Below are 12,952 nucleotides of genomic sequence, written 5' to 3' on the forward strand. Positions count from 1 at the left end.
ACCGCTTCACCCCGCCCATAGCCGTCCACATACTATGTCTCTTTACTCATGGCTGTCCATAGGCGCAGTTGACCTTTTGTGGACGGGAATCGGCATGACGAAGCGCAAGCATCAACTCCTGACCGAGAGCGAGCGCAATCAGATCCTTGCCATCCCGACCGATCGCGACCACTTGGCTCGGCTCTACACCTTCGAGCCTGCGGACATCGAGATCATCGGCGCGCGACGGGAACGACGGAACCAGTTGGGCGTCGCGCTGCAACTCGCGCTCTTGCGCCACCCGGGCATCACACTGGCGCAGTTGATACAGAACAGGGGAGCGATGCCCCATGATCTCGCCGCCTTCGTCGCAGAACAGCTTGGCCTGCGCGTCACGGATCTGGCTGACTATGCGGCGAGGGACCAGACCATGACGGACCATGCTCGCGAGCTAGCCGCGCGCTTGGGACTGCGAGGGCCGACGCGTGCCGATATTCCGTTCATGATCGAAGCGGCCACGAAAACGGCATGGGCGACCGACAAGGGGATGACGATAGCGACCGGTGTTGTCACCGCCCTTCGTGAGGCCCGGATTCTGCTGCCGTCCATCTCCACCATCGAGCGTGCCAGCAGCGCGGGGCGCGCGCGTGCCCGCAAGCAAGCCGCCTATGCCCTGATCGACGATCTCAGCGCTGAACAGGTCCACGCCCTCGACCAGCTCTTTGACGACGCCGGGGGCATGAGCCAGCTCGCTTCGCTCAAGACCATTCCCATCGCGGCAAGGCCCGATCATATCCGCCAGATTCTCGACCGCCTGCGGCAAGTGCGGAAGATCGGCATCTCCCCGGACGTGGCTGGCCGCATCCACGCGGACCGCTTCCGGCAATATGTCCGGGAAGGCCGTGCATCGCCTGCCTATATGATCGAGCGATACGTTCCCTCCCGGCGGCGCGCCACGCTGGTTGCCTTCCTGCTCGATCTTGAAGAGCAGCTGACCGACAGCGCTCTGGAGATGGCGGACAAGCTGATCGGCAGCATCTTCACCCGCGCGAAGAATGCCCAGGCGCGTAGCTATGCCGCCACATCGAAGAACGTGGCGCGGCTGATGCTGATCTTTCGCAGAACGATCGATGCGCTGACCGATGCGGTCGATACTGGCGAAGATCCAATTGAGGTCCTGGACGCATCGGTCGGGTGGAACACCCTGATGAAGGCGAGGCCGGAAGTGGCGAGCATCGCGGAAACCGCCAACCTCGATCCGCTGACGGTCGCGGCCGACCGCTATGCGACGTTACGCAAGTTCGCCCCCGACCTGCTTGAGACGCTCCAGTTCAGGGCCGGAAAGGGCAGTGCGAAAACGATCGCTGCCATCGAAATGCTGCGCGACCTCAACAGGTCGGGCAAACGCGATCTTCCTACCGACGCTCCGATGCCCTTCCGTAAAGAATGGCGAAAAATCGTCGTTGGCGATAACGGCAAGATCAACCGGCGGCTCTGGGAAATCGCAACGATCGCGCATCTGCGCAACAAGTTGCGTTCGGGGGATGTCTGGGTGGAGCGATCGGCGGGATACCGCCAGTTCGACAGCTACCTGCTCAGCGAACCGAAGGCGAAGCCAATCGTGTCGGCTCTTGGTCTGCCACCCACAGCCAGCGAATGGCTCGAACAACGGGGCCGCGAACTGGACTGGCGACTGAAGAAATTTGCCCAGCGCCTGAAGCGCGACGCTCTGGAGGGTGTGCGGTTCCGCGACGGCCGCCTCCAGATATCCCCGGTTCGCACGATCGCGATGCCCGATGCCGAAGCGCTGGCTGACCGGCTCGATGCGATGATGCCCCGCATCCGCATCACCGAGCTGCTGCATGAAGTGGCGCAGGAAACCGGCTTTCTTGCTGCATTCACGAACCTGCGCACCGGCGAAGCGTGCCCCAACGAAAACGCGCTGCTCGCCACCATCCTTGCGGATGCCACCAATCTCGGCCTGTCGCGCATGGCTGCCGCGAGCCAGGGCGTGACGCGCGACCAGCTCCTGTGGACCCATGACGCCTATATCCGCGACGACAGCTACTGCGCGGCGCTGGCCGTGCTCATCAACGCGCATCACCGCCTGCCATTCTCGCGCGTATGGGGCGACGGCACAACGTCCAGTTCCGATGGCCAGTTCTTCAGGGGCGCGAAGCGCGGTGCATCGGGCGGCGATATCAACGCCCGCTATGGCGTCGATCATGGCTTCAGCTTCTACACTCATGTTTCCGACCAGCGTGCGCCTTACCACGTCAACGTGATCTCTGCCGCGACGCATGAGGCACCCTATGTTCTCGACGGCCTCACCAGCCACGGCACCGATCTGAAAATCGTCGAGCATTACACCGACACTGGCGGGGCGACCGATCATGTCTTCGCCCTGTGCGCGATGCTGGGATTTCGCTTCTGCCCGCGCCTGCGCGACTTTCCAGACCGGCGCCTCGCGCCGATCGCGCCGGTTAAGGCCTATCCGGCCATCGCCCCGCTAATGGGCAAGCGTATCCGCACCGACATCATCGCTGAACAATGGGATGACGTGCTGCGCCTCGTCGGCTCGATCAAGGCCGGCCATGTCGCGCCATCGGTCATGCTGCGAAAGCTCGCCGCGTACGAACGGCAGAACCAACTCGACGTCGCGCTACAGGAAATCGGCAAGATCGAGCGAACCCTGTTCATGCTGGACTGGCTGGAAAATCCCGATCTGCGCCAGCGATGCCATGCTGGTCTCAACAACAGCGAACAACGCCATGCCCTGACGCAGGCAATCTACACCTTCCGCCAAGGCCGGATCATCGACCGCAGCCATGAGGCGCAACAATATCGGGCATCCGGCCTCAATCTAGTCATCGCCGCGATCGTCTACTGGAACACGATCTACATGGATGCTGCCGCCCAGCATCTACGATCAACCTCGGTCGCGGTGCCTGATTATCTGCTCGCCCATACGTCCCCCGTGGGTTGGGAGCATATTGCCTTCTCCGGCGATTTCCTCTGGGATCGCGCAGCCGCTTCCGCTGGCCGCAAGGCCCTCAATCTCCCGCCGGATAGCCGCGTCGCATAAGCGTTCGCTGATTGTTCGCCCTTAGCGTTGTTTAGCGTACCATCCACGCTATGCCCTCAACTGAAGCTGATCAAGATCGGGGCACGTGTCGTCCGCCATGCCCGCGCCATCACCTTCCAGCTGGCCGAGGTGGCCGTCACCGGTCCGATGGTCCGCGCCATCCTCGCCGCCATCCGCCGATTGCGAGCGCCTCCGCTATGCGCATGACCGCCATCCACGCCCAAACTGAACGAAAACGGCAGGATGGGTCTGTCCGCTGCGCTGAAAAACACCGCCACCAGGGCACAACACGGCGGCTTCGCGGGCCGATCTGCCCTGTCTCAGCGCCTTGCGCGCCCGACGACGCCGCTCGGGACGGAAAATGATTGTCCTGCGGTCGGATTCAGGCGAAGCTCACGTCAGACGGCATGCCACTTGGGGAATGTATGGTCATAAGATTTGCGGCGGTCCGCCTCGCAGAGGAGCGCCATACCGACTCAAGGGTTTTGATGCTGAGCGCGACCCAACGCAGCGCAGTCTAACGCTTTCACGCGACAGGCTTGCCTCGACGCCAATGCAACCGGCAATGCGCCCAATCGAACAACCGGCAAACCCTTGATAGTTAGTGATACAGTCTTGACATACGGTCCACAGCAATGCGACCGATCACAGGGTCGAAACGAGCACCGAATGGCAAACTACGACGACGCTCTGAAAGTAATGGACGCGGTCGCAAAGTACCGTGAGGACGAGAGCTTGCCTAACGACCCGCACGAAATCGACCGCCTGTGCGAACGCTTGTTCTCGAACGATGGATTTGACGAAATCGCCATCGCATGGAAGCGTATTTCGAAATACGAGCGTGAGGTACACGGAGGCGATTGGCCAAAGGCCGATTGATGAGAATTGCCGTCATGCTACTATTGCCGCATGGCGAAACGGATTGAGCTCTACCAGGAAGCTGCCAAGCGGATGGCGATCAGCCCTGACGCGTGCATGGAGCAAATTCGGCGCTGCAGCATCAGTTCCAAGTTCGGATATGAGGGCACTGACCCAGCTTCGCTTGCCGCGATCGTGGGAATGGACGCAGACTGGGGTGCCGCCGCATTTGCGGAACTGCGGAGCACCGGTTTCATTAAGACGGACTGGGCCCGTTTCAAATGGTACCAGCCCAGCGGCAAGCAACTCGATGATAAGATAGCCGAACTAGCGGCAATCGAAGCCGCGGCAATCATCAGGCTGTCGTCCATGGACTGCGCGCCGGCACTACCTGTTATCCGCGCCTTGGCTGAGAACTTCCTCGAAGAAGCGGATGGCGGGGACACGATTGGGACGAGCCTTGCTCATAACAGGATGATGCTGGCGATCGTCAGCGCCACCGGCGAGCTTCGCCTCATGGAAGATTACGTCAAACACGCCAGTTTGGCGGTCGCCTATGCAGTTGCGGCTCGACTTGAGGCTGCCGACCTCGAGGGCATGAAACGTTCAGCTAATGTCATTGTGGACCTCATCGGGACGCCCGAACCGCGGGACTGTGCAGCCGAAGCTGTCGCCATGCGGCTCCACCCGAGAGAGCCCGTGATCGCGTAGGAGGCCTCACTCAGCAAAGCGGCAGGGCTACCTGACCGACCTCTTCCAAAGGCTCTATAATCGGCGTGAATGTGCGGGAGCTGCCCGCATAGGTTGGATACCCGGCTATGTTGTCCTCGATCGTCTGAAACCCATCCTGGCGGTCGTTGACCGGATAGATGCCCTCGCCCATCTTTTCGATGAGCGTCTGGAGCGAAGGGGCGATGCCATCGAAGAAGATCCGGCTAGCTGCGCGAACGCCCGCAAGGTCGCCTGACCTGGCAGATCCAAGAAACTGGTCGCTCGCCTCCACTAGAAATCCTGTGCGGACAGCATAAGAATCTGCCATCCAAAGGAGGCGGAAAAACGCCTGGGGGATGAATTGCGAGACAAGGTTGGCAAGGGTGCTTTCCTTGCCACCCAGGACGATATGCGTCAGCCCCATGGCACCAAGAAAAAAATCCTCGTGTTTCACAGGGACGTTTCGAATGCGTTCGTCGATGAATGCCGCAAGCGGGCCAAGAGTTCCACCCCCGGACTGCGCCAACCGTACTGCTCCGATCTCGACGATTGCGCCCAACGAAAGGCGCCATTCCTCAACTTGGCTCTGCGAGAATGTTGAGATGACATAGGACGTGCCCGAGCGGGTAAGATAGCCGCCGACCTTCAAGGCGACCAGCAGCCTGCGCGCCATATTGATATGAAGCCCGTAGTAGGCAGCCATGTCCTGGGCAGAGTACGGTGCTCCAGCCTTGAGCTCGCCAAATAGAATGCGCTCTCGAAGATCGAGATAGGTCGCGTCAGTCTTCGATAACATGCTCTCAACGGCTCGCTTGAATTCAGCGCAACCGCTCCCCTTCTGGTATGATTCTGGCACCCCACGCAATCGCTGATACAAATCGAATCGGCAATCGACTCCTAACCCCTCGCAGCGTTGATCCTATGATTGTCTTTTTGGCGTAAAAACGCTACGGAAAGGCTAGGAGAACCCCGATGGACGATTTCAACAACAGATCGAACATGGATCCGATCACTTATGCTGTCGTCACTGGCGATATCTCACGCGGCGCATCCCCAACTGATCTCCCTGGCCGTTTCGGCAACCCTAAGAGCCCGGAAGAGTATCTCACCTACGGAGGGAAGCCTTCGAAGGGTGGTTCGCTGATTGCACTGGCTCTTTCGATTGCCTTCCTCATCGTGGCCGTCCTTAGCTGGTAGCCTTTCCGGAATAGCGGTTGGGTTTAAAAGGTCACCGCTGATCACGATCATAGAAGCGCTCATTGAAGCGATCGTCGGCACCGTCCTCGCCTTTGCGATCCTGCTGAAAATCCTGACGGCGCTGGCCGGATCGCGTGACATTGGTCTCATAACGCTGTCCGAGAGACTGACCGCCTTCCTCAATTCGATTGCCGATCGCGCTGTCTGACGCCCCCTCGACAAGATTGCGCGGTGACCCGGCTGAACGACGGGGACCCTGTCCGCGTAAGTCTGCTTCGGTAAATGAGCCCGGACCTGAGACATTGCCCACAAGCGAACCAGATTCTGGTATCAGATCGCTGAACGGCGCCACCCGCTGATCGTAATAGTCGGAGATTATCGCCCGAGCGACCACTTCAGCAGTCGCCTGCTCCTGGGGGCTAAGATCAGTACGGGCCAGACTCGGTGCCGTCAGACCCAGTTCACCAGCCTTTTCCTGGTACCGGCTTGCGATAATCTGGCTGAGGTCAAAGGAGAGATTGGACCCATAGCCATCCCTACTTGAGGTGTTGCTGCTGAGGGATTTCGAGACCTCGTCGATCGCCGCAATGCGCTTATCAATCCGCCGAACGTCCTCAAGAGCCTGTTCACGGGAAAAGGCCTTTTCCGAGTACCCTTCGCTCCGGCTGAAGCTGCCGCTCTGCGAATAGCTGCCGCTGTCCTGCGTTGCGTTGGATCCATTTGAACGATTTTCAGATGTCGATGAGTCGAAGCCTTGGCTCTGGTTGGCTTCAGTTCCTCGGGTGACCGAATCTAGCCGCGAACGGCCGCCACTAATTCCCGCTTGAACGTTGCCGCCAATGGCACCATTCGCCCCGCTTCCGCCCTCGCCATTTGCAGCGCGATTACCGCCGCGGCCCGCTGAACCACCAACGCTCAGCGAGCCACCCTTGGTTGTTTCGAGACGATCCGTATTGCTTTGCTGGGCTCCCTGCGAGGAACTCACACGATCGCTCTCCGAGACCGTGTCGCGTGCATCAAGCGACTGGTTGTCAAACCGCTGAAGGTTCTCGCCCGACCGGAACCCTGCAGAACTCTCGGAGCCGCTGGAATTGCGGGTGCCGGTTGTTTGCCGGCTCGAAGTTCGATCAGCCAACGATAGCGCGCGGGAGCGCTCTTCGCTCAGCGTATTGCGCGCAGTCTCCAGCTCGGACAGCGTCTGCTGACGCTCAGCATTCGCGAATTGGCTGACAGAAGATGCAAACGCGAGGCGGCTCATCGCAGGTGAGGTATCGTAAATCGTCGACCCATCTGATGTTGTTCGGGTTATCGCGGCATTCGCACCTACGCTCGACATGATCGGCGCGCCCCCGGAGAACGACGGCGCCGTATTCCACTGGTCAGACTGCCGGTTGGAGCTCGAGAGGTTCATGTAGCTCTCGTTGCCGTAAGCGTAGTTTCCGGTCGTGCGCTCCACCGCTGCGGCCTCGGCCGCAGACTGGGCAGGTGCCAACATCGAAGTTGCCTGAGACGACACCGCCATCGCGCCTTTGGCCATGCCTGCAGCCAGAAACGGAATCGACATCATCAGGAAGCCAGCAATCGTTGCCGTATCCGTGTTGACGGCATCGATTCCTGCCATCCCGGCCATCGTCACCCCGCCCGGCGAGGTCGCGTTCATCGCATCAGCCGTCCGGTCCATGATGAACATGTGCAGGACCACGTAGAGCGGTCCCCAGGCGGCAAGGTAGAAGAAGCCGGTAAAGTATCCCTTCAGCGCAGGCGTCCCACTGCGCGGGATGAGAAAGAGCGGGAAGATCACCGGGAACATCGCATAGAAGACGACCGTCAGCACGATGTTGAGGAGCGGGACCCATGTCATGGCCTGCTCCGCTATCGACGTATAGGTATTGCGCGCCTGCTCCTCGGCACGCAGGACCGCGAAGGTGTCACCATCGGCCGCACCAAGGTTGGCGCGCGCCTGAAGGAAAGCGTTGACGAGCGAGCGCTGTTGGAAAATCTGCTGCGCGGACTGCGAACTGCCATGGAAATGGTTGGCGACAATCGGAAGGTCCGCAATCAGCTTCGAGCGCGCGAGCGCTGGGGTTAACCCCGGGAAAATCTTGCGACCTTCTTCCTCCAGTGCCGTGTCGGAATAGGTCGTAACGCCGGTGGCGATCGCCGTATAACCGGCCTGACACGTGACGATGGTAGGAGGGCCGCTTTCGGGCACGAACTTCATCCCTCGCGCGGGCGATCCCGGCCCCATCTCCGTCAGGATATCGTTGGAGTTCGCGATCGTATCGAAAGATTTGAAGCCGAGCAGAATGTCGTAGAAGAGGCACTGCTTCATGTACTCTTCAAGATTGGCGCTGATGCGGGGATCGCGGATCCGGAAGTCCTGGGTGCGGTCCCACAGGCGCGCGCCGTAGATCATGCCGTTGCTCGACATTTGGAGCGAACCTGGCATCACGAAAACCGTCTCAGCCGTGCGCGTGAGCCAATCACCAGCAGTCGAACTGACCGAGGCTATCATTGCCAGTCCCAGAGGGACGTTTGCGACCGTAGCGGGTGCCAGGGATGGATTGAGGCGGTCGGTAACCCTCACCGTCATCGTGGGTACGATGAGGGCACCGTACATGAGCGTGGCCCCCAGAAACCAGTTGAACCAGGCACGCCAGTTGAGGCTGAACGCCACCACTAGCAGCGTGTAAATCAAGCCCATGACCATCACGACGCGCAGCAGCGAGCGAAAGCCCCCTCCCCCTGTCCAAGCGGATACCGCGTTGAAGACATTGACGATGTATTCGCCCCCGCCGATCGTGAATATCTCCATCATGGCACGCGGTCCCTACTGGATGCCCTGGCGCGAAAGCGACGTGCTGAATGACAGCGCGGCCGACATCTGCGGCGACAGATTGTTCCTGAGCGTGCCCTCGAGGAACACCGCGCGCTGAACGACATGCTGGGTCCGGTCGAGGCGCAGCTTCATGCCTTGCGAGTATGTGTCGAGCACCTGTCGGACCGAATTGATCTGATCGCGCCACTGCGAAAGAGCTTCCTCATTGGCATTCTGGAAGGTCCCTACCCCGCGCGAGGCATAGCCATAATATTGCTGCGCAAGCGCATCGAGCAGATCCATCGCCACGATTTCGGCGAGGTCATTCATGTCGTTGCTGGTCATGCCCCCGAGGGTTGCGGCAGCGTTGACCGTCATGATCTTGTAGAGTGGAATGGTGGTCGCCCCGAGCAAGCCGATTTCGTCACTGGTGAGCGCGGCATTGCTGCGAACCTTCGCGTTCATGCTCTCGATCATCGCCCGGACCCTGGGTTTCAACGCCTGTGACGCCGAAATCGACATGGCCTGCGTGGTCGGGTTGAGGCACTTGTCGTTGGTATCGCAATTCAGCATCGTGACCGAGCTGGTACCGTCCAGAAGCGCGGTCAGAAGGGCGCGGTCGCCCTGCCCCACGAACTGGAACCCGCGTTTGCCACTGGCATCGCCATCCTGGTAGAAGATCACCGTTCCGACGAAGGTCATGAGGTACTCACGAAACTCGGTCGAGAAACTGGGGTAGCTTTGCTTGAGCATCTCCCACGTGAAGTTGTAACTCTGTGCAGGAATGTCGGGATCGCTGTTGGCCGCGATCGTCGAGGCACGCTGCCCCCCTGTCCCGCATTCATGGCGGCTCTTGGCCCAATCGGAGAACAACCCCTGGCTGTTGCCGACCGACTTGCAAATCTCCGAGGACATCCGATCGGACTTGCCCCACAAGCCGCCGACGAGGTTCTGCGCCACTTCGCAGCTGTTCATGTTGAATTGGTTCATCTGCTGAACCTTCTGTGCCATTTCCTCGATGGTCGAGGCGATCTGCGGGCTGATTGACTTGATTGCGAGCTGGAAGGCAAAGCCCAGCGCGTTGTTGGCAGTCGCTTTCAGCATGGCCACTATTTCGTCGGTGTTGATGAAGGAGAAGCTGCCGGAGAAGACGTCGATGCCCCCGCATCCAGCTTTGACCCCCGGCAGCTGCAGATTGACCGGGTTCACGTTCTTTTGCGGAAAACGGGTCCAGATGTTGCCACCCGAGTAATAGCCTGCCGACTGGCCCTGATAGGCGACGGGGCCGGTGGCATTGGCGGCAGCGCCCATGTCGTCAAAGAAGCTATTGAGCTCCGACCCGACATTGGCACTGACCGGGGCTGCCGCAAAACTCGCAGCGGCAAGCACGGCAAGGGCCGTCCCCGAAGAGCGGAAGAGGCGGGCGGCAAAGCCGCGCTTGGTCTGGCGTGCCATCAGTAGTCACTCCCGGGCTCAATCTGGGTGAGGTAGAAAATGCGCTGCATCACATCGTCGGCCGCCATCACGCCGTAGCCGATCGGAATCGGCTTGCGTGTCTGGGTGTCGAAAAGGACCAGCGCCGGCACAGCTCCGCCCTGCAGACCCATGCGCTGGTACTGGCCGCTATCGACGACATAATTGGGGAACGCTTCGTTGGGTCCGCCATCCATCGAGACCGCGAGAACCTCGAGCCCATAGGTGTCGGACAGCGCCCGCATTACCGGCGAAAAGGTTCGGCAAGCCGAGCAGGATGAGGAGTAGAAATAGAAGACCCCGTAGCGCTCGGTAAGCGCCGCCATCGAGCCCTCACGCTGGGCTTTGCGATCCTCCGCCCAAGTCTGCTTTGCGAGGGTCGAGACGGGTCGTTCGAGCGTATAGTCGAGATCGGGGTTCTGCCAGATCGAGCGGCCCCACACATCCGCGAATGTCGAAGCACGGTCGAGCTGCTCACGCTGAAACCGGATATAGCTGACGATGTTTTCGGACGTTGGCTCGAGAATGGCACGTGCCTTGAGCTCATCGAGCTTCGCCGTAATCTGGGCCATGCGCTCAGTCGCAGGAATGGCAGGCGATGCAGGCATTGCCTGCTCGCGTGCCCTGCGCTTGGCCTCCTCGGAGTTGCAGTAAAACCAGCTCCCAAGCTTGCGCTCGTCGCAGTAGAACGCATCGCGATTGGCATCAGCCGGTGGCTGGGCCAGCAAGGGAACAGCCGCGGCCCCGAGGGCCGCCGCAAGGCTCAGGAGCGCTAGTCTCGTCATGGGCATTTTCCTTTTTCAAGGTCGAGCATCTGCAAGAGGAAGGCGGTCTTGAAGTAACCGCGGCCCCGGTCGATCATCCGGATCATTCCCCCCGACAGGGTGGTGGTCGCCTCCACACCTGCCGGCGTGAGGCAAAAGTCGAACTCGCCATCGCTCACCCGAGTGATCGAGCCGCAATCAAGAAGACGCTTGATCGATGCTGCGAGCTCACCGACCGTCGCAGGCCGCAAGAACCAGTCTTTGATGAGCGCGAACATCTCGGTCTCGCTGCGCGCCAGATCGCGGCCGATGGCGACGCTGACCGCGAGATCGAGCACCTGCGCTGGCGGAAACGGCTCGCTATGCGGGAAGGCAAGAATATCGGCGCTGCTCATGGGTCAGGTCCCACCGTTCGTGTTGTAGTAGTTCTGAATTTTCTGCTGGATCTGGATCGACATATCGATCTCGTCAGGCAGCTTTGCCGCATCAACGAACTCGGCATAAACTTCCCGGAAATCCATGCGGCTCAAGTCAAGCTGCTGGAATTGGGCAATCAGGAAACCTTCGCAGTCAGGGCGCTGCGGCGTCCCCCACCGCATCCCAAGTTGCGCCTTGCCCTGTTCATTGAGAATACGGACGAGCTTACTGCCATAGCAGCAGTACGACTGCTTGCGGGTCACGCAGACGCCGAGCACGCGGGCTGAGCAATAGGTCCCGATAAAGCGGCACAGACCTTCGTCATCCCGCTTGTCTACCTCACGGTCCTCGCGGTCGCACAGGAACGGCGTGAGAAGCGGCACGCCCTTGCCGCTGCAGCAGTTCGACAACCCGAAAACCTTTCGGGTGCAGCGCAAATGCTCGCCACTGAAGATCTTCAACCGGTCAGGATCAAACCCGTCCCGCAGCTCGCCCATGACGTTCATGGCCACCATGGCGTCCTTGAACTCAGGTGATGCCTCGCGCTCGACCTGAGTGCATTCCCCATTGATGCAATAGAGATCGCCTGCACAGACATAGGCGGGCGGCGGCGGCGATCCCGCGCCGGGAATGGCGCACTGGTACCAGCGATCATGGACGTTGCAGGTCACACCATCCGCGTCAAAACTCAGGCACTCATCATGGCTGAACCTGCAATCCCCACGCGCCTCAAGGGCACCACAGTCATTGGCAGGAGCCACCCCTTCACACTGATAGGTGCGCTGCCACTCCCAGCAGCTGCGCGTCACCGAAAGACCATTGATGACCCGCGTCTCTCCAGGCGCAGTGCAGACCTCGCTCGCTAGCGTGCAGGTGGCACCATTCGTGGCGCTCTGGCAGGCGGCCTCGTCAATGGTCTCGCCGACGATCCGCGAGGTATTGCGTTCAATCCCGCCGGGTACGCCGCTTAGCCGAGAGGGGCATTGCCAGAACTGGCGGAAGAACGGCTCACCCGGCTCAGCACACCACCTGCGACCAAATTCCTCTTCCACCCACTGCAGGCACCTTTGCCCTACCCGAACGGTGCGCTCGAGAGTGCAAGAGCTGGAGTCCGGTGCTTGCGCAAGCATCGGACACATCTCATTGCGATCAGCAAACGCTTCGGTTTCGCAGACGTACTCCCAGGTGCGTCGTCCCTCGGTCTGGATCTGCAGCGGCGCATTGCAGTTGCGCGCCTCCGCAAAGGGCTGCGAGCCGGCGTTGCAGCTTTCAAGATAAGTCGTGGTGCCAGTGCCTCCCGGAGGTAAGGGGTTGCAGGCTCCCGCTGCTCCTCCAGGCCCACCACCAGCGCCGAGATAGGCGTCGGGGTCAGCTTCAATCAGGCGACCGGCAGACAGGTCGACAGTCCCCGGATCGAAACGGGTCCTGTAGGGATCGACGATCACACGGTACTCATTCTGATACCGCTGCGCTTCACCCGCCGCTGTCAATCCGACAGGATCGTCGACATAATCACGCGCTGGAATATCCGTACCCTGGAAGCCGGGCACGTTTGCCGCCGAACCATTGCCAAGGATGTCCGAAGACGTGGTGTCACGGACACCCTTTGCGATTGCTTCGCCTTCTACCCTAGCATCACTGGCCGCCATC

At 60.4% G+C, this 12,952-nt stretch carries 10 protein-coding genes and 1 pseudogene; 5 read left to right on the forward strand and 6 right to left on the reverse strand.

Annotated elements, in window-relative coordinates; genetic code table 11:
- Positions 1 to 94 precede the first annotated feature (94 nt).
- The 4 genes and pseudogenes from ATE71_RS10245 to ATE71_RS10255 all read left to right on the forward strand — a co-directional run bounded on the left by ATE71_RS10245 (position 95) and on the right by ATE71_RS10255 (position 4,633).
- On the forward strand, positions 95 to 3,064 hold the full coding sequence (locus ATE71_RS10245; RefSeq protein WP_007015734.1) for a Tn3 family transposase: 2,970 nt from the start codon (positions 95 to 97) through the stop codon (positions 3,062 to 3,064).
- 57 nt (positions 3,065 to 3,121) lie between these two features.
- Positions 3,122 to 3,271, forward strand: a pseudogene (locus ATE71_RS21690) (transposase); the annotation flags it as partial.
- Positions 3,272 to 3,733: 462 nt separating this feature from the next.
- On the forward strand, positions 3,734 to 3,943 hold the full coding sequence (locus ATE71_RS10250) for a hypothetical protein (RefSeq protein WP_058539811.1): 210 nt from the start codon (positions 3,734 to 3,736) through the stop codon (positions 3,941 to 3,943).
- 30 nt (positions 3,944 to 3,973) lie between these two features.
- Positions 3,974 to 4,633 carry a hypothetical protein gene (locus tag ATE71_RS10255; protein WP_058539810.1) on the forward strand — a complete coding sequence of 220 codons (660 nt, stop codon included), beginning with the start codon at positions 3,974 to 3,976 and terminating at the stop codon, positions 4,631 to 4,633.
- A gap of 10 nt (positions 4,634 to 4,643) precedes the next feature.
- Here ATE71_RS10255 and ATE71_RS10260 read toward each other — a convergent pair whose 3' ends face one another.
- The gene (locus ATE71_RS10260; protein WP_058539809.1) at positions 4,644 to 5,429 is read right to left on the reverse strand and encodes a hypothetical protein; all 786 of its coding nucleotides are present in this window, start codon (positions 5,427 to 5,429) and stop codon (positions 4,644 to 4,646) included.
- 176 nt (positions 5,430 to 5,605) lie between these two features.
- Between ATE71_RS10260 and ATE71_RS22110 the strand changes: the two genes are divergently transcribed.
- Positions 5,606 to 5,830, forward strand: coding sequence for a hypothetical protein (locus ATE71_RS22110; RefSeq protein ID WP_058539808.1), 225 nt, complete (start codon positions 5,606 to 5,608; stop codon positions 5,828 to 5,830).
- Between the two features lie 31 nt (positions 5,831 to 5,861).
- Here the strand turns inward: ATE71_RS22110 and ATE71_RS10265 are convergent, their stop codons facing one another.
- From ATE71_RS10265 to ATE71_RS10285, 5 genes are read right to left on the reverse strand one after another with little or no spacing between them, the layout of a single operon-like run.
- A complete protein-coding gene (locus tag ATE71_RS10265; protein WP_058803349.1) occupies positions 5,862 to 8,648 on the reverse strand; it encodes a conjugal transfer protein TraG N-terminal domain-containing protein in 2,787 nt (928 codons plus the stop codon).
- Positions 8,649 to 8,660: 12 nt separating this feature from the next.
- The gene (locus ATE71_RS10270) at positions 8,661 to 10,103 is read right to left on the reverse strand and encodes a conjugal transfer protein TraH (protein WP_054735543.1); all 1,443 of its coding nucleotides are present in this window, start codon (positions 10,101 to 10,103) and stop codon (positions 8,661 to 8,663) included.
- Positions 10,103 to 10,906: a conjugal transfer protein TraF gene (locus ATE71_RS10275; protein ID WP_058803385.1), complete on the reverse strand. Its 804-nt coding sequence runs from the start codon at positions 10,904 to 10,906 to the stop codon at positions 10,103 to 10,105. Before ATE71_RS10275 ends, ATE71_RS10270 begins: the two co-directional genes overlap by 1 nt.
- Entirely contained in the window at positions 10,903 to 11,280 is a 378-nt protein-coding gene (locus tag ATE71_RS10280) for a hypothetical protein (RefSeq protein ID WP_058803350.1), read from the reverse strand. Before ATE71_RS10280 ends, ATE71_RS10275 begins: the two co-directional genes overlap by 4 nt.
- 3 nt (positions 11,281 to 11,283) lie before the next feature.
- Positions 11,284 to 12,951 (reverse strand): conjugal transfer protein TraN, encoded by a 1,668-nt coding sequence (locus ATE71_RS10285; protein WP_058803351.1) that lies wholly within the window; start codon positions 12,949 to 12,951, stop codon positions 11,284 to 11,286.
- Between the last annotated feature and the right edge of the window lies 1 nt (position 12,952).

Source organism: Sphingopyxis sp. H115, assembly GCF_001468465.1.
Lineage (GTDB): Bacteria > Pseudomonadota > Alphaproteobacteria > Sphingomonadales > Sphingomonadaceae > Sphingopyxis.

What these genes read in the sequence shown, in the direction of transcription:
- ATE71_RS10260 (WP_058539809.1), bottom strand. Translation starts at nt 5,429, where the DNA reads ATGTTATCGAAGACTGACGCGACCTATCTCGATCTTCGAGAGCGCATT.
- ATE71_RS22110 (WP_058539808.1), top strand. Translation starts at nt 5,606, where the DNA reads ATGGACGATTTCAACAACAGATCGAACATGGATCCGATCACTTATGCT.
- ATE71_RS10280 (WP_058803350.1), bottom strand. Translation starts at nt 11,280, where the DNA reads ATGAGCAGCGCCGATATTCTTGCCTTCCCGCATAGCGAGCCGTTTCCG.
- ATE71_RS10245 (WP_007015734.1), top strand. Translation starts at nt 95, where the DNA reads ATGACGAAGCGCAAGCATCAACTCCTGACCGAGAGCGAGCGCAATCAG.
- ATE71_RS10285 (WP_058803351.1), bottom strand. Translation starts at nt 12,951, where the DNA reads ATGGCGGCCAGTGATGCTAGGGTAGAAGGCGAAGCAATCGCAAAGGGT.
- ATE71_RS10250 (WP_058539811.1), top strand. Translation starts at nt 3,734, where the DNA reads ATGGCAAACTACGACGACGCTCTGAAAGTAATGGACGCGGTCGCAAAG.
- ATE71_RS10255 (WP_058539810.1), top strand. Translation starts at nt 3,974, where the DNA reads ATGGCGAAACGGATTGAGCTCTACCAGGAAGCTGCCAAGCGGATGGCG.
- ATE71_RS10270 (WP_054735543.1), bottom strand. Translation starts at nt 10,103, where the DNA reads ATGGCACGCCAGACCAAGCGCGGCTTTGCCGCCCGCCTCTTCCGCTCT.
- ATE71_RS10275 (WP_058803385.1), bottom strand. Translation starts at nt 10,906, where the DNA reads ATGACGAGACTAGCGCTCCTGAGCCTTGCGGCGGCCCTCGGGGCCGCG.
- ATE71_RS10265 (WP_058803349.1), bottom strand. Translation starts at nt 8,648, where the DNA reads ATGATGGAGATATTCACGATCGGCGGGGGCGAATACATCGTCAATGTC.